Annotated in this window: 20 protein-coding genes; 11 read left to right on the top strand and 9 right to left on the bottom strand. The window is 55.3% G+C overall.

Annotated features, from left to right (window positions below; genetic code table 11):
- Nucleotides 1–17 precede the first annotated feature (17 nt).
- The gene (locus ACT3RP_RS10620; protein ID WP_096277280.1) at nucleotides 18–320 is read right to left on the bottom strand and encodes an urease subunit gamma; all 303 of its coding nucleotides are present in this window, start codon (nucleotides 318–320) and stop codon (nucleotides 18–20) included.
- Between the two features lie 282 nt (nucleotides 321–602).
- Between ACT3RP_RS10620 and ACT3RP_RS10615 the strand changes: the two genes are divergently transcribed.
- Nucleotides 603–1535 carry a helix-turn-helix transcriptional regulator gene (locus tag ACT3RP_RS10615; RefSeq protein WP_096277278.1) on the top strand — a complete coding sequence of 311 codons (933 nt, stop codon included), beginning with the start codon at nucleotides 603–605 and terminating at the stop codon, nucleotides 1533–1535.
- Nucleotides 1536–1664: 129 nt separating this feature from the next.
- The gene (gene fauA, locus ACT3RP_RS10610; protein ID WP_096277276.1) at nucleotides 1665–3806 is read left to right on the top strand and encodes a TonB-dependent alcaligin siderophore receptor FauA; all 2142 of its coding nucleotides are present in this window, start codon (nucleotides 1665–1667) and stop codon (nucleotides 3804–3806) included.
- Nucleotides 3807–3839: 33 nt separating this feature from the next.
- Here the strand turns inward: fauA and ACT3RP_RS10605 are convergent, their stop codons facing one another.
- Both ACT3RP_RS10605 and ACT3RP_RS10600 read right to left on the bottom strand, forming a co-directional pair.
- The gene (locus ACT3RP_RS10605) at nucleotides 3840–4724 is read right to left on the bottom strand and encodes an urease accessory protein UreD (RefSeq protein ID WP_096277274.1); all 885 of its coding nucleotides are present in this window, start codon (nucleotides 4722–4724) and stop codon (nucleotides 3840–3842) included.
- 464 nt (nucleotides 4725–5188) lie between these two features.
- Entirely contained in the window at nucleotides 5189–5827 is a 639-nt protein-coding gene (locus ACT3RP_RS10600) for a TetR/AcrR family transcriptional regulator (RefSeq protein WP_096277272.1), read from the bottom strand.
- 201 nt (nucleotides 5828–6028) lie between these two features.
- Between ACT3RP_RS10600 and ACT3RP_RS10595 the strand changes: the two genes are divergently transcribed.
- From ACT3RP_RS10595 to ACT3RP_RS10555, 9 genes are all read left to right on the top strand, one after another.
- Complete coding sequence (locus tag ACT3RP_RS10595) at nucleotides 6029–7831, top strand: ABC transporter ATP-binding protein (protein WP_444671815.1); 1803 nt, start codon at nucleotides 6029–6031, stop codon at nucleotides 7829–7831.
- A 2-nt stretch (nucleotides 7832–7833) separates the two neighbouring features.
- Nucleotides 7834–9594, top strand: coding sequence for an ABC transporter ATP-binding protein (locus ACT3RP_RS10590; RefSeq protein WP_225734247.1), 1761 nt, complete (start codon nucleotides 7834–7836; stop codon nucleotides 9592–9594).
- Nucleotides 9594–10535: an ABC transporter permease gene (locus ACT3RP_RS10585; RefSeq protein WP_444672022.1), complete on the top strand. Its 942-nt coding sequence runs from the start codon at nucleotides 9594–9596 to the stop codon at nucleotides 10533–10535. Before ACT3RP_RS10590 ends, ACT3RP_RS10585 begins: the two co-directional genes overlap by 1 nt.
- Nucleotides 10535–11482, top strand: a complete 948-nt coding sequence (locus tag ACT3RP_RS10580) for an iron chelate uptake ABC transporter family permease subunit (protein WP_096277264.1) — start codon at nucleotides 10535–10537, stop codon at nucleotides 11480–11482. Before ACT3RP_RS10585 ends, ACT3RP_RS10580 begins: the two co-directional genes overlap by 1 nt.
- Nucleotides 11479–12255, top strand: a complete 777-nt coding sequence (locus ACT3RP_RS10575) for an iron ABC transporter ATP-binding protein (RefSeq protein WP_096277262.1) — start codon at nucleotides 11479–11481, stop codon at nucleotides 12253–12255. The genes ACT3RP_RS10580 and ACT3RP_RS10575 overlap by 4 nt, the downstream gene beginning before the upstream one ends.
- Before the next feature lie 20 nt (nucleotides 12256–12275).
- Nucleotides 12276–13223 carry a siderophore ABC transporter substrate-binding protein gene (locus tag ACT3RP_RS10570; RefSeq protein WP_483393749.1) on the top strand — a complete coding sequence of 316 codons (948 nt, stop codon included), beginning with the start codon at nucleotides 12276–12278 and terminating at the stop codon, nucleotides 13221–13223.
- A gap of 241 nt (nucleotides 13224–13464) precedes the next feature.
- Nucleotides 13465–15567 (top strand): TonB-dependent receptor, encoded by a 2103-nt coding sequence (locus ACT3RP_RS10565; protein WP_275542730.1) that lies wholly within the window; start codon nucleotides 13465–13467, stop codon nucleotides 15565–15567.
- Between the two features lie 317 nt (nucleotides 15568–15884).
- Nucleotides 15885–16343: a hypothetical protein gene (locus ACT3RP_RS10560; protein ID WP_483393748.1), complete on the top strand. Its 459-nt coding sequence runs from the start codon at nucleotides 15885–15887 to the stop codon at nucleotides 16341–16343.
- A 107-nt stretch (nucleotides 16344–16450) separates the two neighbouring features.
- A complete protein-coding gene (locus ACT3RP_RS10555) occupies nucleotides 16451–17812 on the top strand; it encodes a PepSY-associated TM helix domain-containing protein (protein WP_483393747.1) in 1362 nt (453 codons plus the stop codon).
- A 103-nt stretch (nucleotides 17813–17915) separates the two neighbouring features.
- On the opposite strand, the gene ACT3RP_RS10550 is transcribed toward ACT3RP_RS10555, so the two are convergent.
- The 6 genes from ACT3RP_RS10550 to urtC form a co-directional block, all read right to left on the bottom strand.
- Nucleotides 17916–18494 (bottom strand): SCO family protein, encoded by a 579-nt coding sequence (locus ACT3RP_RS10550; RefSeq protein ID WP_096277252.1) that lies wholly within the window; start codon nucleotides 18492–18494, stop codon nucleotides 17916–17918.
- A 27-nt stretch (nucleotides 18495–18521) separates the two neighbouring features.
- Nucleotides 18522–18962 (bottom strand): copper chaperone PCu(A)C, encoded by a 441-nt coding sequence (locus ACT3RP_RS10545; RefSeq protein WP_096277250.1) that lies wholly within the window; start codon nucleotides 18960–18962, stop codon nucleotides 18522–18524.
- A 125-nt stretch (nucleotides 18963–19087) separates the two neighbouring features.
- Nucleotides 19088–19432 carry a hypothetical protein gene (locus ACT3RP_RS10540; RefSeq protein ID WP_096277247.1) on the bottom strand — a complete coding sequence of 115 codons (345 nt, stop codon included), beginning with the start codon at nucleotides 19430–19432 and terminating at the stop codon, nucleotides 19088–19090.
- 158 nt (nucleotides 19433–19590) lie between these two features.
- Entirely contained in the window at nucleotides 19591–20301 is a 711-nt protein-coding gene (gene urtE, locus ACT3RP_RS10535) for an urea ABC transporter ATP-binding subunit UrtE (RefSeq protein WP_096277245.1), read from the bottom strand.
- Nucleotides 20301–21137, bottom strand: a complete 837-nt coding sequence (gene urtD, locus ACT3RP_RS10530; RefSeq protein ID WP_483393746.1) for an urea ABC transporter ATP-binding protein UrtD — start codon at nucleotides 21135–21137, stop codon at nucleotides 20301–20303. The genes urtE and urtD overlap by 1 nt, the downstream gene beginning before the upstream one ends.
- A complete protein-coding gene (urtC, locus tag ACT3RP_RS10525) occupies nucleotides 21134–22297 on the bottom strand; it encodes an urea ABC transporter permease subunit UrtC (protein WP_096277241.1) in 1164 nt (387 codons plus the stop codon). Before urtC ends, urtD begins: the two co-directional genes overlap by 4 nt.
- Between the last annotated feature and the right edge of the window lies 1 nt (nucleotide 22298).

Raw genomic sequence — 22298 nt, 5'->3', positions numbered from 1 at the left:
TTCTCCAAGAGGGGCGCTTAGTTGATGGGGGTATGCACAGTGACCAGCTTGGTGCCATCCGGAAACGTGGCTTCTACCTGGACTTCGTCAACCATCTCGGCAACGCCTTCCATTACGTCTTCACGGCTAAGTATTTCACGGCCATAGCTCATTAAATCCGCCACGCTGCGGCCATCCCGAGCACCTTCCATAATCTCGAAGCTGATAAGCGCCACCGCTTCCGGGTAATTGAGTTTTAAACCACGTGCCTTGCGGCGCTCCGCCAATTGGGCGGCTGAGAACAGCAGCAGCTTGTCTTTGTCTCTCGGGGTTAGTTCCATGAGGTGTCTCCGTTACATAGGTTAGGCGGGACTGTAGTAACATAGCGCAACCCATGTACCAAAATGGTGAATAAAAGGAAAAGAAATTAAAATTCAAAAACTTATAATTAATCACTGGGCTTAGCCGAACGCTTTAAATGCACCAAATCAATCAACCCACCCCGCCCAGGCACCAAAATAGTGCATTTTGGCGTTACCAAGAATTTAAGCATATGCCGTCTTCAAAAAATAAATAAAAACCATTATCATTTAAGGACCTATTCATAGCGGTATTCCCATAACGTGACGGTCTCTCGACGCTACACCATCAATCACTTTCTGGACTATGGCCGTCGCTATTGCATCGACTATCGCTTCCCCGACGTGAATGCCGCCCCCACTTACCTGCCTCATGCAGCCGTTGCTATTGGCCGCGTAGAAGAACATGACTTGATGGACGGGATGGGGCTATTCATTTCCGATCTCGACATTAAGCGCCCCTACCGATCTTGCTCACAGGGCAGTGAAACGTTATTGATTGTCGTGCTGCTAGAAGGCCGGGTCCATTTTGATATTTCAGGCCAGCGCCGCTGGCTAACCGAAGGCGAGGCATGCTGTTTGCGACTGACGGAGGAGCGGACTCTCAGCGCTCTTCACCCCGCCAATCAACGGCTGCGCACGCTATGCCTTTCATTGCAGAAACCGGCGATCAATAGCTGGTGTGGCGCATCTTCTGCTAAAACCATGTCTCATACGTGGCGATTGAGTGCCGGCTTACGCCTCGCTCTTGAAGAAGGATGCGACCGTGTTGGCTCAGAGCTTGCTCAGCGCACACAGCTTCAAGGACTAGCGTTACAGGTATTAGCGCAAAGCATGTCGGCTCAGCCCCAGCAATGCATAGCACCACCCCTATGCGCTTACCAGGAGCGCCTTGAACAAGTTCGTCGCTGGCTGGATGAAGAACCGCTGCTGAATCATTCATTAGCCCGTTTGGCCGAGCACGCAGCGATGAGCCCAAGCACCCTGTTACGCCACTTTAAGCTGGCCTACGGATTAGCCCCCATCGACTATTTGCGAAAGCGCCGCTTAGCGCTAGCCAAGGAGCTGCTCATGCGTGGTCATAGCGTGCAACAGGCTGCTCACCTAAGTGGCTATCGTCACGCCAGTAATTTCATTACGGCTTTTCGTAAGCTGTATGGCATCTCACCCGGCGGTTTATGCCATCAGGCGGGCTGAATGAAAGTTCCCGCATTTGACGCGATCTGACGATTGCGCATAACGCATGGCTGAGATGGCATAACTATTCCCACTCCATTAATGGAATAATTCTCAATTGTTAAAAAATTCACTTGAGAAGAATAACCGATGCCATCTTTTCCCCGTCTAACGCTCACTGCTTTATTACTGGCATATCCCCTTCACGCATTGGCGGATGCAAAGGAGACGCTCAACAATCTTGTCGTTACCGGAGAGCGGCTTGCCGATAATAGCGAAAGCACGCAGCGATACACGGTGCCGGCTAGCCGTAGTGCAACGGGCTTGTCGCTGACGCCTCGTGAAACGCCGCAATCCGTTAGCATCATTACCCGCCAGCAGATTGATGACCGAGCATTACAAACCAGCGGTGACGTGCTCGCTCAGGTACCTGGCGTTTCACCCAGTCGTGCCGATAGTAACCGTATGAGCTATTCCGCACGCGGCTTCACGATTCGCAGCTTTCAGTTCGATGGGCTGAGCATTCCCATCAACAATTTCTGGAATTTTGGGGATACAGATTGGGATGCTGCTATCTATGACCGTGTGGAAGTAGTACGCGGCGCGACGGGGCTTTTGACGGGTGCAGGCGACCCCTCTGCGAGCGTGAATTTTATCCGCAAACGCCCGCTGCCTGACGCGGCAATCTCGCTTTCTACCAGCATAGGGCGATGGGATCGACGCCGGATAAGCGCTGATGTCTCGACACCGTTAACCAGCGATGGCACGACGGGCATCCGCTTTGTCGCTGCCAAAGATCGCAATGACAGCTTTATTAGCCACCAGGGAGATGATCACGACACGTTATATGGCGTGATCAGCAGTGAACTGTCGTCTGCGACGCAGTTAACGGCAGGCGTTGAATACCAGCGCAATGACTCTGATGGCATGGGCTCTGGCGTGCCCGTTTTTTACGCCGATGGCGACCGCACCGACTTTGATCGCAGTGCCTCTAACAATACCGCCTGGTCAACGTTCTATAACGAAACCACGCGCGCGTTTGCAGACCTCAGCCACACGCTGGATAACGGCTGGACCTTGCGGGCGGCCTACAGCCATAACGACGGTAACTACGGCATGCAGTACCTATACCGTGGCGGCTACCCCGACCGAGATACCGGCCTTGGCATGTCGAGTTCTTACTTGAACTACCGCGGCAACCGTACTCAGCAAACGGTCAATCTCTCCGCAGAGGGCAATTTTGGCCTCTTGGGGCGCCAGCATGAGCTGGGCATAGGCTGGATGTATAACGAGGACGATTTCGATATTTTGACCGCGTCACCCGCGGGTGCAGCGCCGGATGCCGGTAGCTTCTTCAACTGGCGCGACAGCGTGGTTGCCAAGCCCGCATGGGGAGATTTTGCTAACGCTGATAGCATGCGCGTCACTCAAAGCGGCGGCTATGTGGTCTCACGCTTTTCACTCAGTGACCCGCTGAGCCTGATTGTCGGCGCACGCCTGAGTGACTGGGAGCTGGATCAAAACTACTTCGGCGATGAGCGGCAATATCGCTATAGCAACGAGCTAACGCCCTATGCAGGCCTTGTTTATGACGTGACCGAGCATACCTCGCTATACGCGAGCGCTACAGAAATTTTTCAGACTCAGAACGCTCGCTTTGAAGACGGCTCACTGCTGGATCCTCTGCAGGGGCGTAGCTATGAGATCGGCGCTAAAACCAGCTTGCTGCGAGACCAGCTGGATGCCAGTGTCGCCGTGTTCAGAACAGAGCAAAATAACGCCGCTGAAGCGATCCCGGGCGTAGAGGTTATCGGCCAGCCCGGTACACAGGCAAACCGAAGCATTGATGGTAATCAAGTTAACGGGCTGGAGCTGGAACTCATCGGTGAGGTGCAGCCTGGCTGGAACCTGAGCGCGAGCTACACCTTAGCGCAGGCAGAAACGGCCCAGGGAGAACGCACCAATACGTCCCACCCGCGCCAGCAGCTTAAGCTGTTTACCGCCTACCAGTTGCCGGGCACATGGCACGACCTGACCGTGGGCGGTGGCGTGCGCTGGCAAAGTGATATCTCGCGCGCTGCCTCTAGCCCGAACGGTAGTGTGCAGGTCGGCCAGGATGCTTATGCTGTTGCCGACCTGATGGCCAGATACCGCTTCAATGACAATCTGAACGCTCAGCTAAACGTCAATAATCTCTTCGACAAGGATTACTACGAGCAAATTGGCTTTTATAGCCAGTACTGGCTGGGCGAACCGCGTAGTGCCACCGTTTCATTGAACTGGGATTGGTAAGAACCGGCCGTTAGGGTTGTGTCCACCACAGCCCTAGGTTAACCAGATACGCGGCGTATGCGCTTCACGCTCAATCCAACGCGGACGCAGTAGCCGCCAGGCCTGCTCGCACAGCGACCAGGCTTCATTGCGTGAATGACCCAAGTAGCGCAGCAGCAGTACGCCGTAACGCACGGTGACGGCCCAACGAGGGTTATCCGGCAACGCCTCGCGCAGGGCATCAATAGCGGCAGGTGCATCAGCAATACCTACCGCCCAGAGGGTAGCTTGTACGGTCGCACCACCTTGCCCCCAGCGCCCCGCAAAGCGTGGGTGTAGCGGGTCTAACGGCTGGCGCTCTAACCACAGCGGTTTGCCATCTAGCGTGAGCCGAAAGTGTTGTTCAATGCGCCCCGAAACGTAGGGCAAATTGCTTGCCGGGCGCCCCAGCGCCATCATTTCCCAACCTAAGCAGCGAGCACTGCCGTGTAGGGCAATATGCGTGCGCTGCTCACCTTTCGAGCCATCAAAGGCGATGGTTTCTTGGGGCAGCCATTCCAGAATCGCGTTATCTTCCACGCTTAGCTGGGTATGTTGAGTCCAGGCAACGCCTTGGCTGTCGGCTTTATAGAGTTTATTGGCAGCCGGAGTCGTCAGCAGCGCATGGGCACCGCTCTCTACATGAGCACTAATGGTAAGCGCATCGCCACTCACCAGTCCGCCCGGTGGGTGAAGCACGTACACATGGCACGCCTCACTTCGGCCTTCTGGGTAAAACGGCCGTTGCACCCGCAGCGGGCCTTGGTGGCGCGCCTGTACCATGCGGGTAACGCCGTCGCGCTGGGCAAAACGTAAGTCCAACGAAGCCGCCCAGTGGCGGCCTTGATCAAAGCGGTGGCCAGAGGCAAGGGGAGATTTTGCGATATCGCATAGCATCATAATTAGCTATCGCTTCCTTTCAGTAAGCCGTTAGCTAAGTAGTGCAATTAATGCGCCAAAATGGTGAAAAATTATTTTCCAGCTCTAAGACAATGACTTAAACAATTTCTCCCTACACCTAAAAATTTTCAATGCACCACAAAAGATCAAAAAAATAACAATTTGCACCAAACAAGAACGTACAGGCGCTGCTTATGCTGCCAACGGGGCTGCATAAGCAGGTAAATATATCGATTAAAGGGGATAACGCGGCTAGACAACCGCTCTGCCGCAAGGGAGTGAAGGAGCCAGGTATTGGAGAGAGGTGTGGGCAACGTATTAGACATCACCTTGCAAACGTGACATTAGGCTCTGTACGAAAACTGCCTTCGCTCGCCGACTTTTCGTACAAAGCCTAGCCCGCAGGACGCGGCTCTACTTGGCGACTCTGCTTAGCGACTCTGGCCTAACCATTTTACCGGCTCTCAAAGGGCGGAATGGTGAGCTTCCTCAAGTGAGTTTTCGGTCAGTATAACTAGCGCGCCGGTAATCAGCGCCTGCATACCTTGCGCTAGATCAATCTCCATTTCCGCCTCTTCTTCAGCACGATCTACCGCGTCATCAGGCGCCTGTCCTATCACCGAGTAAATCGTGTCTGCCACGGCAAAACAGTGAAAGGCGACCGTCGCAAGCAGCCAACGCGCCTGGGCCTGGGAAATCTCATAGACCTCCGCAATATGCGCTTGGTGCGCATGGATTTTTTCAATCATGGGCTGGGTCGCCGCCAAGCGACGGATTACGTAGGGCGTTAGGCCTGGGTGCGCTTTGACAAACTCGGCTATCGACATGGCAAAGGTGAACAGATACGCCTGAAGCGCTTGGGATTCCTCTCGACGAGCGCGCGGAATGCTCCAGCGTCGAAAAATCTCTTCGGCCACCAACCTCTTCAGCGCCTTGAGATTCGTCACGTGCTTATACAGCGCCATATGGCTGATGCCTAGCGCGCTGGCCACCCCAACAAAGGTGATGTTGGGCAGACCGATTTCGATACCCGCATTGGCAATACGCTCAAGCGTGATGGTAGGCGGCCGCCCGCGTGCTTTAACTGGCTGTTGCGTTGTCATATTGCATCCTTGATCGCTGACGTCCCCTATCTAGCCACTCACTCACCTTAGGGTCAATTAGTTGATTGACATGCAATTATATTAATTAGTTTATTGCCATGAAACTAATTATCTATTAGCCTAACTAAACGCGACTAATTCTCGTTACAGATTGCTGCTATGCAGGTTCGATAACCCCCTATGGCCGAGTACTAACGCTTCATGAGCACGCACGATACATCGAAATCCCAAGGTAAGAGCCCCATCAGCCAAGTGCTGGCCCCTATACGCACACGGCTTTTTGCCGCGGCAATGCTGGCGGGCATCGGCACGATATTAACGATGGTGCCGCTTGCCGGTATGGCACATATCGCCAAGATTCTTGTGTCTGACCCAGGCGCCGCCTGGACGTTATCAACCGCCAGCATGCGTGAAATCGGCTGGGTGGTAGCCGCCAGCGTCGCGAGCCTTTTCGTCGGCATGGGGTGCATGTTCCTGGGCGAGCTGGTCGCGCATCTGGCGGATAACCAACTCACCTACCAGTTACGCTTGGCTGTTATGCGGCGCTTGTCCCAAGCACCGCTTGGCTGGTTTACCAGCCGTGCATCCGGCGATGTAAAACAGGCGATGCAAGACGATATTGCGACGCTGCACAGCCTGACCGCGCACTTTTACACGGCGGTAGGACGCGTGCTTGGCGCCTTACTGATCTCGGTGATCTACCTGCTCGCGCTGGATTGGAAAATCGCCGTGATTACGTTACTGCCGCTGCCCGGTTTCTTTCTTTTCCTGCGCCGGCTGATGCAAGCCGGCAAAGCCAATATGGGTGAGTTTATTGCCCAGCTTGAGCGCATGAATAACGCCATCAATGAATTTGTCTGTGGCATTCCCGTCGTCAAGGCCTTCGGTACCACCGGACAAGCCTATCGTGGCTACCAAGCCGCCGTGGATAGTTTTGCTCATGCCTTTGAGCAATTTACCCGCCCTCTGGTCGCTTCTATGGCGCATGTCCATGCGATGGTGACAACGGGGACGATATTGGGTCTGACGCTCACGTTTGGCATATTTTGCGTCGCCAATGGCTGGTCAGAACCGGTCGATCTGGTGCCCTTCATTCTGGTAGCACCCGGCATCTGCGCTCCGTTACTGCTACTGCATACTTTGCTGCACGACTTAGGCAGTGCCGTTGGCGCCGCCCAGCGCGTCATGGCACTGCTTGAAACGCCGGTGCTGTCATCAATCCCCCCTGATGAGCGCCAGCTCCCAAACAACCATGAAGTACGCTTTGAAAACGTCAGTTACGTCTATGACAACGCTCAAAACGGGCTATCTAACCTTCACTTTACGCTTGCACCTGGCAGCGTGACGGCAATTGTTGGCCCATCTGGTGCGGGCAAGTCCACCCTGGCACGGCTGATGCTGCGCTTTTTTGACCCCACCCATGGGCGCATTACGTTAGGCGGGGTGGATCTGCGCCATCTTGAGATGTCAACGCTCTACCAGCGTATTGGTTTTGTTCTGCAAGACGTGCGTCTTATCCATGCCAGCATTGGTGACAACATTGCGTTGGGCCGACCTTCGGCCAGCCAACAGGAAATCGAGGATGCCGCTCGCGCGGCGAATATTCACGAACGTATTGCAGCGCTCCCTCAAGGCTATCGCTCGATTGTTGGCGAGGATATTCAACTGTCAGGTGGCGAGCAGCAGCGTGTCAGTATCGCCCGCGCCATATTACTTGATCCGCCTCTATTGGTGCTGGACGAGGCGACAGCAGCCGTTGACGCCAGCAACGAACTGGCCATTCAGCAGGCACTTTCGCGTTTAACCCAGGGGCGCACGCTTGTGATTATTTCGCATCACCTAAATTCGATTATGCACGCCGACCACATTCTGGTACTCGATGACGGCAAGGTCGCTGAGCAAGGCGATCACGACCAACTGCTAGCCAGCAAGGGTCTTTATGCTCGCCTTTGGGCACTGGAAGAGATAACAAACTCACTGGAATCGAAGGTGGCAGCGTGCTGAAAATGCTCAATCAACTGCTTGGCGACGACACCGCGCTTTTACGTCGCTATCTCGGGCTGGCCATTGTCTATGGTGTGCTAAGCGGTCTGACCATCTTGGCCCTTATTCCGCTTCTCAATTACCTCCTGATCGGCCAACTCAGCGTGGCCACCGCATGGCTGGCAGCGCTGCTTTTCGGCATCCTGGTCTGTTGGGGCGTGCGATGGCACGTGGAGCAGGCAGGCGTCCGTGTCGGCGTCGCCATCTTGCAGTCGGGTCGCCATCGCCTTGGCGAACACGTCGCGCACCTGCCGGTCGGCTGGTTTACCGCGACGAACACCGCGCGACTTAGCCATGCCACCACGCAGGGTATGATGGCGGTGGCTCAGCTTCCTGCCCACGTCTTTACACCGGTAATCAGCGGGCTTGTCACGCCTATCGTCCTGCTTGCCGCGCTGTTGGTGTTGCATACACCGCTGGGCATTGCAGCGCTGGTCGCACTGCCGCTGCTGTTGGGGGTTTTATTACTCACCGCTAAGCTTGCCCGGCATGCCGACAGAGCCTTCCAGCAACACTTTGCCGATACCAGTCAGCGCATGGTTGAGTTCGCCAGTGCCCAGGCCGTCTTACGCGCCTTTAGTGGCAACAACCACAGCACGCGCTTCTTGGAACAGGCCATGCAACAACAGCAGCGTTCGGGAACCAGGCTGGCTTGCCTCTCGGCACTTTCGGCGCTGCTCAATGCCTGGGCAGTACAGACAGTCTTTGCCGTACTGCTGATCGTCACGACCCTGTGGATCAATACGCTTCTAGAAGGATCGCTGACGGCAGCGAGCATCATCAGTGTCATCATTGCGCTGGTACTGGTAAGCCGGTTCGTCGAGCCGCTGCTGGATGTCGCTCAACATAGCGACATTTTGCGCAGTGCAAGAGGGCAACTCGAAGAGATCCAGTCGATTTTCGACGCGCCCCCCTTAGCCGAGCCCACCGCCCCTCAGCCGCCGCGTGACGCCTCCATCGAATTGAGAGCTGTCCGCTTTCGCTATGCGCCGCATGAGCCCGATGTGCTCAACGGGGTTAGCCTATCTATCACGCCCGGTAGCATGACCGCATTGATCGGCGAGTCAGGTTCAGGCAAGACCACCCTGGCACGACTGGTAGCGCGGTTTTTCGATGCAGATCACGGTAGTGTGCTCGTCGGCGGCGTAGACGTGCGCGATATGTCGAGCACCCAGCTGGCGAACCAAGTCAGTCAGATCTTTCAGGAGAGCTACCTGTTTGCTGGCAGCATTGCTGACAATATTCGCTTTGGATGCCCCGAAGCCAGCGATGCCGCACTGATGGAAGCCGCGCGTCTAGCCGGTGTCATCGAGATCGTCGAACGCCTGCCCCAAGGATTGGACACCCCGGTGGGCGAAGCAGGCACCCGCCTTTCCGGCGGCGAGCGGCAGCGTATCGCCATCGCCCGTGCCCTCATTAAGAATGCGCCCATTCTGCTGGTGGATGAAGCGACAGCCGCACTGGATGCGGAAAATCAGGCCATCATTACCCAGGCGCTGGTGCGACTGAGAGGCCAACGTACGCTCTTGGTGATCGCCCACCAACTCTCTACTGTGAGCATGGCTGACCAGATCATCGTGCTAGATGAGGGGCGTATCATTGAGCAAGGCGCGCCCGATGAACTGCTCGCTCAGCAGGGGCGATACGCCACGTTCCTTGGCCAACGCCAAACCGCCAAAGGATGGCGCATCACCCCGGATAAAACGCGAGAAACCTCACAGTGATGCGCGTGTATTTGCCTCTCCTGTTTGTATTGCTGTGCGGGATATCATTACTGGTCGGCGCGCGGCAGATAAGCGGTTACCAACTCATCACCCTGTCGGATGATGCTTGGTTGACGCTGACGGCCAGCCGGCTGCCACGCCTGATTACGGTGTCATTGACCGGAGTGGGCCTCGCGATTTGCGGTGTGATTCTGCAGCATATCGTGCGCAATAAGTTCGTGGAGCCCGCCACCTCGGGTGGGCTTGATGCCGCCAAACTGGGCATTCTCGTATCGCTGCCACTAATGCCTACGGCTGGCGTTGGATCACGAATGCTTGCCGCCCTGCTCTTCTGCTTCGCTGCGAATGTTATCTTTATCGCTATCGTTCGCCGCATCAAGTTCATCAACACGGTGCTGATTCCCGTCATCGGTTTGATGTACGGCGGCGTACTAAGCGCCCTCGCCGAGTTCTACGCCTACCGCCATAACATCCTGCAAAGCATGCAGGGCTGGCTGCTGGGAGATTTTTCGAAGATCGTCCAGGGTCATTACGAAATTATCTACCTTATTCTGCCGGTCGTTATACTCGCCTACGTCTACGCTCATCGCTTCACGGTACTGGGCATGGGCGAAGAGATGGCGACGAGTTTAGGCGTGAACTATCTCGTCACCTCTGCCATTGGACTGATGCTGGTGGCCATTACTGTCTCGGTCACGGTCATCGCCGTGGGTGCCATCCCCTTTGTCGGATTAGTGATTCCCAATCTGGTGGCGCTGTACTACGGCGATAACCTGGCTCGCACTCTACCCGCCGTAGCACTGTCGGGGGCAACCCTGCTGCTGGCCTGCGACATTGCGGGACGCCTGCTGATCTATCCCTTTGAAGTGCCCATCGGCTTAACGTCGGCTTGTGTCGGAGGAGTGCTGTTTCTGATCCTGATTGTCAGGAGGGCACAGTGATGACTATCAAAGCTAGCCACACCGTTTGGGCGGCAGTGATCGCTCTTGCGCTCGCTTTTGTCTTCGTACGCTCCGGTTTCGACTTCGAGTATGTGATCCCGAAACGACTTGAACGCTTGGCCACCATGGTGATCGGTGGCATCTGTGTCGCCTGGTCCGCCATTACGTTTCAGAGCCTTACCGGTAACCGGATATTAACGCCTGCCATCATGGGCTATGAGGCCGTCTATCTGCTGTTTCAGACCTTGTTGATGCTGATGCTGGGCACTCACAGCCTGATGGTACTCGGCGAGCACGGCAACGCCGCACTCTCGATCCTGCTGATGCTTGGCTACTCCTGGACGCTGCATCGCTGGCTGTTTAGAGACGACAGAGACAATGTCTATTTCCTGCTGTTGGTAGGACTGGTACTGACAATGGTCATTACCACGTTCACCCAGTTCGTTCAGCTTAAGATGAGCCCAGGTGAGTTTTCCATTCTGATGGGTTACAGCCAAGCCACTTTCGGTAACGCCAACGCCACACAACTGCTCTACGCCACGCTGATCGTGGCCACGATTTGCCTGGTGGGCCTGAAAAGCCTCCCAATGCTCGATGTGCTCTTGCTGGGCAGAGAGCAGGCCATATCGCTTGGCATCGATTATCGACGCTGCGTGCAGCGCCAGCTCTTTCTGATCGCCGCGCTGGTGGCTGTATCGACCAGCTTGCTTGGCCCTACGGCGTTCATGGGCATTTTCGTGGCCAATACCGCCTATGCGCTTGCCGGGACTTACCGTCATCGGGTCACGCTGCCGTTGGGTTGTGCCATCGCCATTGCCCTTTTCATCCTCGCCCAACTGCTGGTCGAACATCTCTTCAACTACACAACCACCGTCGGCATCCTCGTCAACCTTGTGTGTGGGGCTTACTTCCTTTCGCTGATGGTGCGTAAGCGGGGCGCAGCATGATCACGGTTCAAGACCTTCATAAAACCTACGGCGACCGTTCGGTGCTATCGGCGGTCAATCTCTGCTTTCCATCAGGACAGTTAACGTCCTTGGTGGGCCCTAATGGTGCGGGCAAGACGACGCTGCTGATGATGCTCGCGAGACTGCTTAAGCCCACTCGTGGGGATATTCGACTCGACGGCTCCCAGGTAACGCGCATTCCCATCAGTGAGTATGCCAAGCAGGTGGCCACACTGCGCCAGACGCCTGAGTTCAATCTACGCCTGACCGTCGAGGAGTTGGTGGCCTTTGGCCGCTTTCCCTATAGCCGTGGCACGCTCACTCGGCATGACCATCGTGTGATTGACGACGCCCTGTCGTTTCTATCGCTGACGACACTACGCGGTGCTTATCTGCATGAGCTCAGCGGCGGCCAGCGCCAGATGGCGTTCCTGGCCATGACCATTGCACAGCAGACCGATTACCTACTGCTCGACGAGCCACTGAATAACCTCGATATCAAACATGCCGTTCAGATCATGCAGGCGCTTCGCCGCCTCTGCGATGAGCATGGACGAACGGTCATCCTGGTCGTTCATGACATCAACTTCGCCGCCAACTATTCCGATTACATCGTCGCCATGAAGGACGGGGCCGTGCACTGCGATGGCAACGTCTCCGATGTCATCACCGAACGGCGCTTGAGTGAGCTTTACGGCCTGAAGTTCGACATCGCCCATAACGAACGCGGCTATCTATGTAATTACTTCAAGCCCTCAGGAAACCTGGAATGAAACAATCTCTCAACAACCGCTTGGCACGCTTTCTCCCACTCGCCTTGGTGGCGTTGCTACAAGGGTGCGATCAACCCTCAGCCAATGACATGCCCGCACAGGAGGCCATGACACCGCTCACGATTCACCACGCGCTGGGCAGCACTGTGATCAATCACCGTCCACAACGGGTAGCGGCATTGGACATGAATGAAGTCGACTTTCTGGATCAGTTGGACGTTCCGGTGGTGGGCATGCCAAAGGACTTTATTCCCCATTTTCTGGAGAAGTACCGGGACGACCCGACGATTGAAGACCTGGGCGCTATCGTACGCCCTAACCTTGAGCGAGTGCATCGAGCTAACCCTGACCTCATTCTTATGACGTCATTACAGGCCAACGATTATGACGAGCTGACGCAGATCGCCCCCACGCTGCACTTCGACGTGGATTACCGCAACAGCCAGACCAACCACATTGACGTTGTCATGGATCATCTCATGGATCTTGGGCAGATCTTTGGTAAACAGGCGTTGGCCCGTCAGCGAGTTGCCGAGCTGGCTCATACCGTCGAGGAAGTCAGACGTGTTACCCAGGGCCGCCCTGAGAAAGCCCTTATCCTGCTGCACAATAATGGTGCCTTCCACTCCTTTGGCATGCAGTCACGCTACGGCTTCATCTTCACCGAACTAGGCGTTGCACCCGCCGCACCTGACATTGATACCGGCCTGCACGGCCAGCCGGTCTCTAGCGAATTCATCCAGCAGGCTAACCCCGACATCATCTATGTCGTAGATCGTACTGCCGTGATGGAGCACCGGCCCACCATGAGTGCCGACAGCCTGGCAAACCCCCTGTTACGCCAAACTAACGCCTGGCGAAAGGACCGGGTGGTCTTTGTCGACCCCGAAGCCTGGTATGTCACCGCAGCCAGCGTCAGCTCTCTGGCGATCATCGCGGATGACATTATCGACGGATACCGGAACTAGCGGCTCGTCGTCCCAGAGCACCTAAAAAAAACGTTTTCATCGACTGCTTCATTGAGCCTTTTAACAGTTGCTCAATTGAAGCGGTGTAGTTCCTCTGTCTTTAAAAATGGAGATCGACATGCCCTTACGTTGCCACCACCGCCCCCTACAGCCGACGAGAGCGCCACATTGCGCCTCTTGCTCAAGCCCTTTATCGCTCGTCAGGAGCGCCTTTCCGCTGGCGCTGAGCGCGAGTGCTGCCATGCTGCTTTCCTCACAAGCTCTAGCACAGGCCCAGGAGACCGAGACCCGCAGTAGTACTGCCCTAGCCCCTATCACCGTACACGGAGAAGCGACATCCGTTAACGATACGTATTCCGGCGGCCAAGTCACCTACAGCAATAGGGCTGGTTTTCTGGGTAATAAAGACTTTATGGAGACGCCTTTCAATACCATCAGCTATACGGACCGCTTCATCCAGGATCAACAAGCTCAGAATATTACCGATGTGATTGCAGCGACTGATCCGAGTGTCTTCAGCAACGGCGTCACCAGTGCCTGGAGCGAAACCTACTCGATCCGTGGTTTTGACGTCAGCACACGTGACGTAACGTTCGGCGGTCTGGCCGGTATGGCCCCTTACTACCGCACGTCCCCAGAAATGTTCGAGCGCATCGAGGTGCTCAAGGGGCCTTCGGCACTACTCAGCGGGATGCCACCAGGTGGCTCCGTTGGTGGAGCCATTAACCTGGTTCCCAAGCGGGCTGGCGATGAACCGCTGACGCGTTTCACCACCACGTATATGTCCGACGCTCAGCTTGGCGGGCACCTTGATGTCGGCCGACGCCTGGGTGACGATCAGCAGTTTGGCGTTCGCTTTAACGGCGTATACCGCGACGGCGAGGGTGCTGTGGACAACCAGAAACCAAGGGTTCAAATGGGCTCTCTAGGGCTGGACTGGCGCGGTGAGCAAGCTCGACTGTCAGCTGACTTGTACAGTGCTGACGACCATATTGATGGCCCCGCTCGAGGTATCAACCTGGCCCCAGGCCTGGCAGTTCCGACGCCTCCCGACTCCGATACATTGATCAATCCGGACTGGGCCTTTGCCGACACACGAGACAAGGGCGCCATATTGCGTGGCGAATTCGACTTTACCGACGAGATCATGGGGTACGCGTCAATGGGTCGAAGCGAAACGAACTACACCTACAACGGTGCCATGTTAGCCCAGGTGCTTGATGATCAAGGCAACTATCGCACAAGCATTGGTCAGCTCGCCTTCGATGTCGAGAAAACATCGGCGGAAGTTGGGCTTCGCGGCCATTTCCAGACCGGCGCCGTCAGCCACGCAATTAGCGTCAATGCCACCCATTACGAGCATGAGCAGCACGACTACGGCCGCAGAATTGTCCCCGGTGCGGACTGGGTCACCAACCTATACGATCCGCAGTGGGGCGCCGCTGCCGAATTCATCACGCCGCACATCATGCATACAGAGCTACGCTTAAACAGCTACGGCTTGGCAGACACGCTCTCGTTTGCCGATGATCGTATACAACTGACGCTCGGCGCCCGACGCCAGGAGGTAGTGAGCGATGCCTACAGCGTGGCAACCGGCGAACGTATCTCCCGCTATGATGAAAGCGCGGTCACCCCCGCCGCAGCACTACTCTTCAGAGCCACCGACCAGGTATCGCTCTACGCCAACTATATTGAGGGACTCAGTCAGGGGGCCACAGCACCTATGAGTGCCGCTAACGCGGGTGAGGTGTTTGAGCCTTACACGACTAAACAGAACGAGGTTGGCGTGAAGCTTGATCTGGGTGATTTTTCACACACGCTTAGCCTGTATGAAATAAAGCGGCCCAGCAGCTACACCGATCTGGTCACCAATACCTTCTCGGTTGGGGGCGAGCAGCGGAACCGTGGAGTAGAGTGGAGCTTCTTCGGCACTCCTATCAGCAACCTGCGCCTGATGGGTGGCATCGCCTATGTCGATCCTGAAATCACCCGCGCCGCGAGCGATGAAGAGCAAGGTAATCAGGCAACCGGCGTACCGAACCTGCAAGCCAAGCTAGGCACTGAATGGGATCTGCGCGCAGCACCAGGGCTGACACTGACCGCTAATGCCACCGCAATGTCAGAGCAGTACATTAATAGTGACAACTCCCTATCAGTCCCCGGACACACTATTTATGACGTTGGCGCACGCTACGCCTCTAACCTTTCCGGCTATCCACTCACACTGCGTGCCACTGTTAACAATGTGACCGATAAAACGTACTGGGCAATGCCTCAACTCTCAAGCCTCGCATTAGGCGCCCCCCGCACCTTTATGTTTTCGGCCTCACTGGACTTCTAGACAGCTTTAACAAGCGATGCTGATGCCATAACAGCTACTGTTGTCCACTACTGATTTTCACTGCTGTTTTTCACTACTAACCTCGTAAAACATCCCCCCTACGCCCGTCGAGCGGGCGTAGGGGGATAACTTCAACCGTCATTGTGCCCCATGACGCAGGTGCACTGCAGGCAACTCCGAACCCGGCCCAATAGTTCCCTACCTGGCAATGGTTATCACAACGTGGCAATTGACCGCACAACTGTCACTCTCTCATCAGCTAAAATCCTAGAATCTATATAAAAAACACAACACGGCCAACAAAGCGTATCGAGTAAATGTATTTATCACGTTCAGTAGGGACTCTTTGGTATCGCATGGCGCTTTTTATGGCGTTTGTGGCGATGCATCTCCTATTGGGCGGGCCGCTGATTTCGCAGTACCAAGCCGGTGGTCAACATCACGCTAATCACGGCACTCACCACCCACCTAGCCACCCATCTAGTCACCATGGCGGGGGCCATCATCAACACGCGGCGCCGCAAGCAAGTAATGACCACCACCACCATGCGGGCCAGGCTGAAACAGTAGAGCCAATATTTAACTGGTTTCATCAGTGTGGCTACTGCGCTGTCTGGCAGCAGTTTCCGACCACCCAAGCCTTGCTTCCCGCGATCGGCCAGCAAGCGTTCATCACCCATGAACGACTGCTGTCGCAACCGGCTCAGGGCACGCAGTCCTGTGATACCTACCCTCACGCACTTACTCGCGCACCGCCGTTCTCGCAACCTGTATAGCCCATTTCTCTTCGCCCTATCAGCCTAAAGATTGCTTTTGGCTGGCGGCTGCTTATACAAATTCAATTGGCGCTTAGCGAAACAAGCTAACGCGTCAGGAAACGATGATGTCGACGACTACCTCTTCCCCACAGGCTGGGCGCAAAGCCTCATTAGACCTGTACCGCGCTGTCTGGCGCTGGCATTTTTATGCCGGCCTTTTAGTGTTGCCTTTTATGATTATCCTGGCGATCACCGGCGGGCTATATCTTTTCAAAGACGAACTGGATGCACTGATACACGCTGACGTGAAGCGCGTGGCCGTTCAAGAGGCGACGCTCCCTCCCTCTTCGCTGGTAAGTGCGGCCCTGACAGCACACCCCGGCACCGCTGTAAAATTCACTGACCCCGCGACGCCGGAAAGCTCGGCAGAAATCACGGTTAATACAACCGCGGGCGAGCGATTAGCGGTTTACGTCGACCCGTATACTGCCCATGTGCTGGGTGCGCTGGATGATCGCGGCACGGTAATGTGGACCGTTCGCTATTTGCACAGTTTGAAATACTTTGGCCCTACGGCGCGCAAACTGATTGAAATAGCCGGCGGCTGGTCAATTCTGCTGGTGCTCACCGGCATTTACCTTTGGTGGCCACGGCGTAAAGGCGCGGGCGGTGTGATTAGCGTGCGCGGCAAGCCCCAAAAACGCGTGTTCTGGCGCGATCTGCATGCCGTGCTGGGTATTTTTGTGGGCGGGTTTATCGTCTTTCTAGCCATTACCGGCATGCCCTGGTCAGGCGTATGGGGCGCGCAGGTTAATCAGTGGGCTAACGGTAACAATTTCGGCTATCCAGCCGGTGTACGGGTGGAAGTGCCCATGTCCGAGGCACGTTTAAACGAGCAAAGTCTGACGAGCTGGTCACTCGAACAGGCACAAATTCCAACATCCACGCACTGGCCAAGCCAGACAACGAGCATTGGCCTTGACGGTGCTGTCACCATCTTCGATGAATTGGGATTGCATCACGGCTATGCGGTCAGCCTGCCGGCCACGGAAACCGGGGTGTACTCCGGCTCGGTCTACCCCAATGATCTTAGCCAACAGCGCGTAGTGCATCTGGACCAGTACACTGGCGAGCGCTTGATCGACATGAGCTACGCCGACTACGGGCCCATGGGTCGCTGGCTGGAATTTGGCATTAACGTGCATATGGGCCAGCAGTTTGGGTTATTTAATCAGCTGCTGTTTCTGGCCGTCTGTATGGCGATTATCTTGCTGGCGGTATCGGCTGGCGTGATGTGGTGGAAGCGCCGTCCCTCGCGCGCGATGGGCGTACCGCCACTACCGGCTGATAAACGCGTTTTCCGGGGGTTGATTGCCATTTTGGCAATCGGTGGTCTGCTATTTCCGCTTGTCGGCGCGTCGCTGATCGTTATGCTGCTGCTTGATTGGCTAACTGTGCGTCCAAGACAGGAAAAACGACTAGGCTAAGCTCAATAACGCTCCGGCCCTTATGCTATCACTAGCATAAGGGCCGGAAGGTATTTCAACATGTGCCTTAGCAACCACGTCTGGCGTGGTTAAAAACGCATTATCAGGAGCCTGAAGCCAAGTTCTTAAGGTCAGCAACAATAGACGTCATCGAATCACTGTCGCGGATCATGAATTTTGCTTTACCGTGGCGATCAAACGCAAAAACGGCGCTGGAGTGAGTGACCTCATAGTTGCCGTGCTCATCCTTTTCGCCGTATTCGTAGGCAATACGATATCGGTTAGCGACCGCGTCTATATCCGCTCTGTCGCCGGTCAGGCCGATAAACTCGGGCCCAAACGCATCGGTATATGTTTGCAGCACGCTGGGCGTGTCACGCTCAGGATCAACCGAAATAAACAACACCTGTAGATTGTCCCGATCACCCTCCTCCAATTGCCGTATGGCTGATGCAACGGTTGCTAGCATGATAGGGCAAACATCAGGGCAGTTCGTAAAGCCAAAGTAAACCAGCGTGGCTTTATCGGCATAGGCTGTTTCATCGACGGCCTCGCTATCTTCATTGACTAAATCAAAATCAAGTTCCGGCAGCATGTCGGAGACGTCGTTAGTGCGCCAACTTTCGTCGCTACATCCTACTAGCAACAATAGCCCGATAAACAAACATAGCCTTTTAATCATCGCTAAACATCCATCACAAGAACTGTCTTACATTGATCCGGGAGCAACGACGGTGAAGGTAACCGGCAGCTCTGGCTGATTTTCAAAGTGAAGCAGCACATCCACTTCATCGCCTTGCTCCAACGGTTCAGCTCTGTGCATGAACATAAGATGATAACCTTTGGGAGCAAAGGCAAAACTCTCACCAGGCGCGACGTCGACTTTTTCAACAGACTCCATGCGCGCCATATCATTTTCAGTGGTGCTAACGTGCATTTCGGTCATATGAAATGCAGCGCTTTCTGCGCCCACCAAGGTGAGCGGTTCATCACTTGTATTGGTAATATTAAAGTAGCCAGCACCAGGTGAGTCGCCGGGCAATAGACTCAGCCTCGCGTCGGTGACTTCAGGTTCAGCAGCCTGCACGCTGCCTGCCGACAGCGCTAACGCTAAGAGTCCCCAGACTGCTTTAGTACGCATGTTTAGCATTTTAACTTCCCCTTATTGTTAACGTTAAGTTGTGGACAGCAAGGTATTAACCGCCTGATTAGACACTCATTGACAACTCAGCAGACGCCGTCATGGTCTAACCAAGCGTTAGTCAATAAGCGCTATTAACACAGAGAGCCAAGGCTACAGTTCGACTTATATCGACGCGAATTAATATCGAGCACGAGGTCGTGGTTAGTCGTGTCATAAAAGAAGGGCGCAAAACCTTTTTCTGCTGACGGCGTTTTGTACAGGCCGCACACACCGTAACCGTAGTTAACACTCTGCAAATACTGAAGCTCCACGTCATCAGGCGTTTCAAGCGCTGTCGCCGTCGCTAATGCTCGCTGAATATCACCTTCTTGGTTTTGATCAGACATCGCCTGACTGCCAAAGATGAGCCCGCCCAAAATGACAATGGCGGTAAGGGGAATGGCGACAAGCAGTATGAAGGGACGGTTTTTACGCATAAGTGGGCTTTTTAACAGTAGTCCGCATTGAGGTTAACGTCATTGACAATGACTCTAGCGGTTGCAGGCCTATTTATCCATTGAGAGTGGCCAATTGCGCCAATCTGCCACACCCAATGGAGCGCTACTAGACTATTTCAAAGGCCTCGTTCAGCATGTTATACCGTCAAATGCTGTTTAATCAGCGCGTTAGAAAGCTCACTGATCTCGCCTTTGGCGACCGGCCGACCGCGGTCCATGATCACGAAACGGTCGGCGTACTTGCGGGCGAAGGGCAGCTTCTGTTCGACCAGTAGCACCGTCAAACCATCCTCATTGATCAACTGACGAATAACCTGGCCAATTTGCGCGACGATATTGGGCTGAATGCCCTCCCCCGGCTCATCCAAAATGAGCAGTTGGGGTGCAATCACCAGCGCGCGGCCGATGGCGAGCTGCTGCTGTTGGCCACCGGAAAGGTCGCCGCCACGCCGGTGTTTCATTTCTTTCAGCACGGGGAACAGCTCGTATATCCGTTCGGGGATTTTCTTCAGCCCGTCCCGACGCGCCGCTAAGCCGGTGCGCAGGTTTTCTTCCACGGTCAGTAGCGGAAAAATCTGCCGCCCCTGGGGCACATAGCCAATTCCCAGTCGCGAACGCGCTTCCACGGCTTTTTGGGTTAGTTCGATCTCACCCGCCTCTCCGCGTGTGTAGCGTAACGCACCGCTTTTCACCGCGACTTCGCCCATCACTGCTTTCAACAACGTGGTTTTACCCACGCCGTTGCGGCCCATCACGCAAGTACACTGGCCGGCGGGCACATCAAGGTCTAAATCCCAAAGGGTGTGGCTTTCGCCATAAAACTGGTTGAGCTTTTCAATGGCTAACATCAGGCGGCCTCATCATCATCAGCACCCAAATACACTTCGATCACTTTGGGATCACTGGATACCTGATCCATGGTGCCTTCCGCCAGCACGCTGCCCTGATGCAATACGGTGACTTGGCGGGCAATCGAGCGTACAAACCCCATATCATGTTCCACGACGACCACGGACTGCTTGCCAGCAAGCCCCGTGAGCAGTTCGGCGGTGCGCTCCATCTCCTGCTCAGTCATGCCGGCGACTGGCTCGTCCACCAGCAGTAAGCGCGGGCGCTGCATTAATAGCATGCCGATCTCTAACCACTGCTTCTGGCCGTGGGAAAGGATACCCGCGGGCTGGTGGCGTAGCGCCGTCAAGCCGATAGTTTCCAGCACTTCATCGATGCGGTCTTTAATCTCACCGGTCATGCGGGCGGTGAGCGTGGGAAAAATGCGCTTATCCGCCGACATGGCAAGCTCCAGGTTTTCAAACACCGAGAGCGCTTCAAACACCGTGGGCTTTTGAAACTTGCGCCCAATGCCTAAGCTTGCGATATCTGGCTCGTTCATATTAAGCAGGTTATGGCGGCTGCCAAACCAAACGCTGCCGCTATTAGGGCGCGTTTTACCGGTAATAATATCCATCATGGTGGTTTTACCTGCGCCGTTAGGGCCGATAATGCAGCGCAGCTCGCCATCATCAATAGTCAAATTGAGGTTATTGATCGCTTTAAAGCCATCGAAGCTAACGGTGACATCCTCCATATACAGGATAGGACCATGGCGCACATCCACCGGTGAATCCTGCGGCGCCATAAAGTCGAACACCCGATCACGCTGAGTTAGCGATTGCAGCAAGCTCATGCGGAAGCCTCCTTGGGCGCGGTGGGTTTGGCGCTATTATCGTCGCGCTTACGCCGCTTGATATGGCGAAACAGCCCCGCCACACCCTTGGGCAGAAATACCGTGACCAATACAAACATCGCCCCTAGCGCAAACAGCCACGCATCCGGCATGACGCCGGTAAAAAACGTTTTGGCGTAGTTGACTAAAATAGCGCCGATCACCGCGCCATAAAGCGTAGCGCGACCGCCTAGGGCCACCCACAGCACAATTTCGATAGAGAAAATGGGTGAAAACTCGCTGGGATTAATGATCCCTACCTGCGGCACATAGAGTGCCCCCGCCAAGCCTGCCAACATCGCCGACACCACAAACACAAACAGCTGAAAGCGCTCGACTCGGTAGCCAAGAAAGCGCGTACGTGCTTCGGCATCACGCGTAGCGATACTGACCCGGCCCAGTTTGCTGGTCACTATGGCACGGCACAGAATATAGCCCAGCGCCAGCGCAACCCCGGTGGCGATAAACAGGCCCAGGCGCGTATCGTTGTTGCGCAGGTTGTATCCCAGCAGCTCGCGGAAGTCGGTTAAGCCATTGTTACCGCCAAACCCCATCTCATTGCGAAAGAACGCCAGCATTAAGGCAAACGTTAACGCCTGGGTAATGATCGACAGGTAAACGCCGGTCACTCGCGAGCGAAACGCCAAGAAGCCAAACACTAACGCCAGCAGCCCGGGGGCCAAGAGCACCATGGCAAAGGCAAACCAGGCCATGTCGAAGCCCTGCCAGAACCACGGCAGGCTGTCCCAGTTTAAAAACACCATAAAGTCCGGCAGCACCGGGTGGCCGTAGGTACCCCGATCACCTATTTGGCGCATCAGGTACATGCCCATGGCGTAGCCGCCAATAGCAAAAAACGCACCGTGCCCCAGGCTCAAAATACCCAGATAGCCCCACACTAAATCTACTGCCACCGCTAGCAGCGCATAGCTTAGGTACTTGCCGAACAAATTGACCGTATACGCGCCAATATGCAGCGGGTTTTCCGGCGGTATCGCCACATGTAGCAGCGTGACTAACGCCAGCGCAGCGACCAGCACGCCTAAAAAAATCTGCGTAGAGCGCTCGCTGAACGGACGTGTTAGCCAAAAATTGGTCGATGATTCGGTCGTCAATGACATC

Origin of the sequence: Halomonas sp. AOP5-B2-8 (genome assembly GCF_052376475.1) — a bacterium.
GTDB classification, from domain to species: domain Bacteria; phylum Pseudomonadota; class Gammaproteobacteria; order Pseudomonadales; family Halomonadaceae; genus Vreelandella; species Vreelandella casei.
This window is presented reverse-complemented; position numbering and strand designations above follow the sequence as displayed.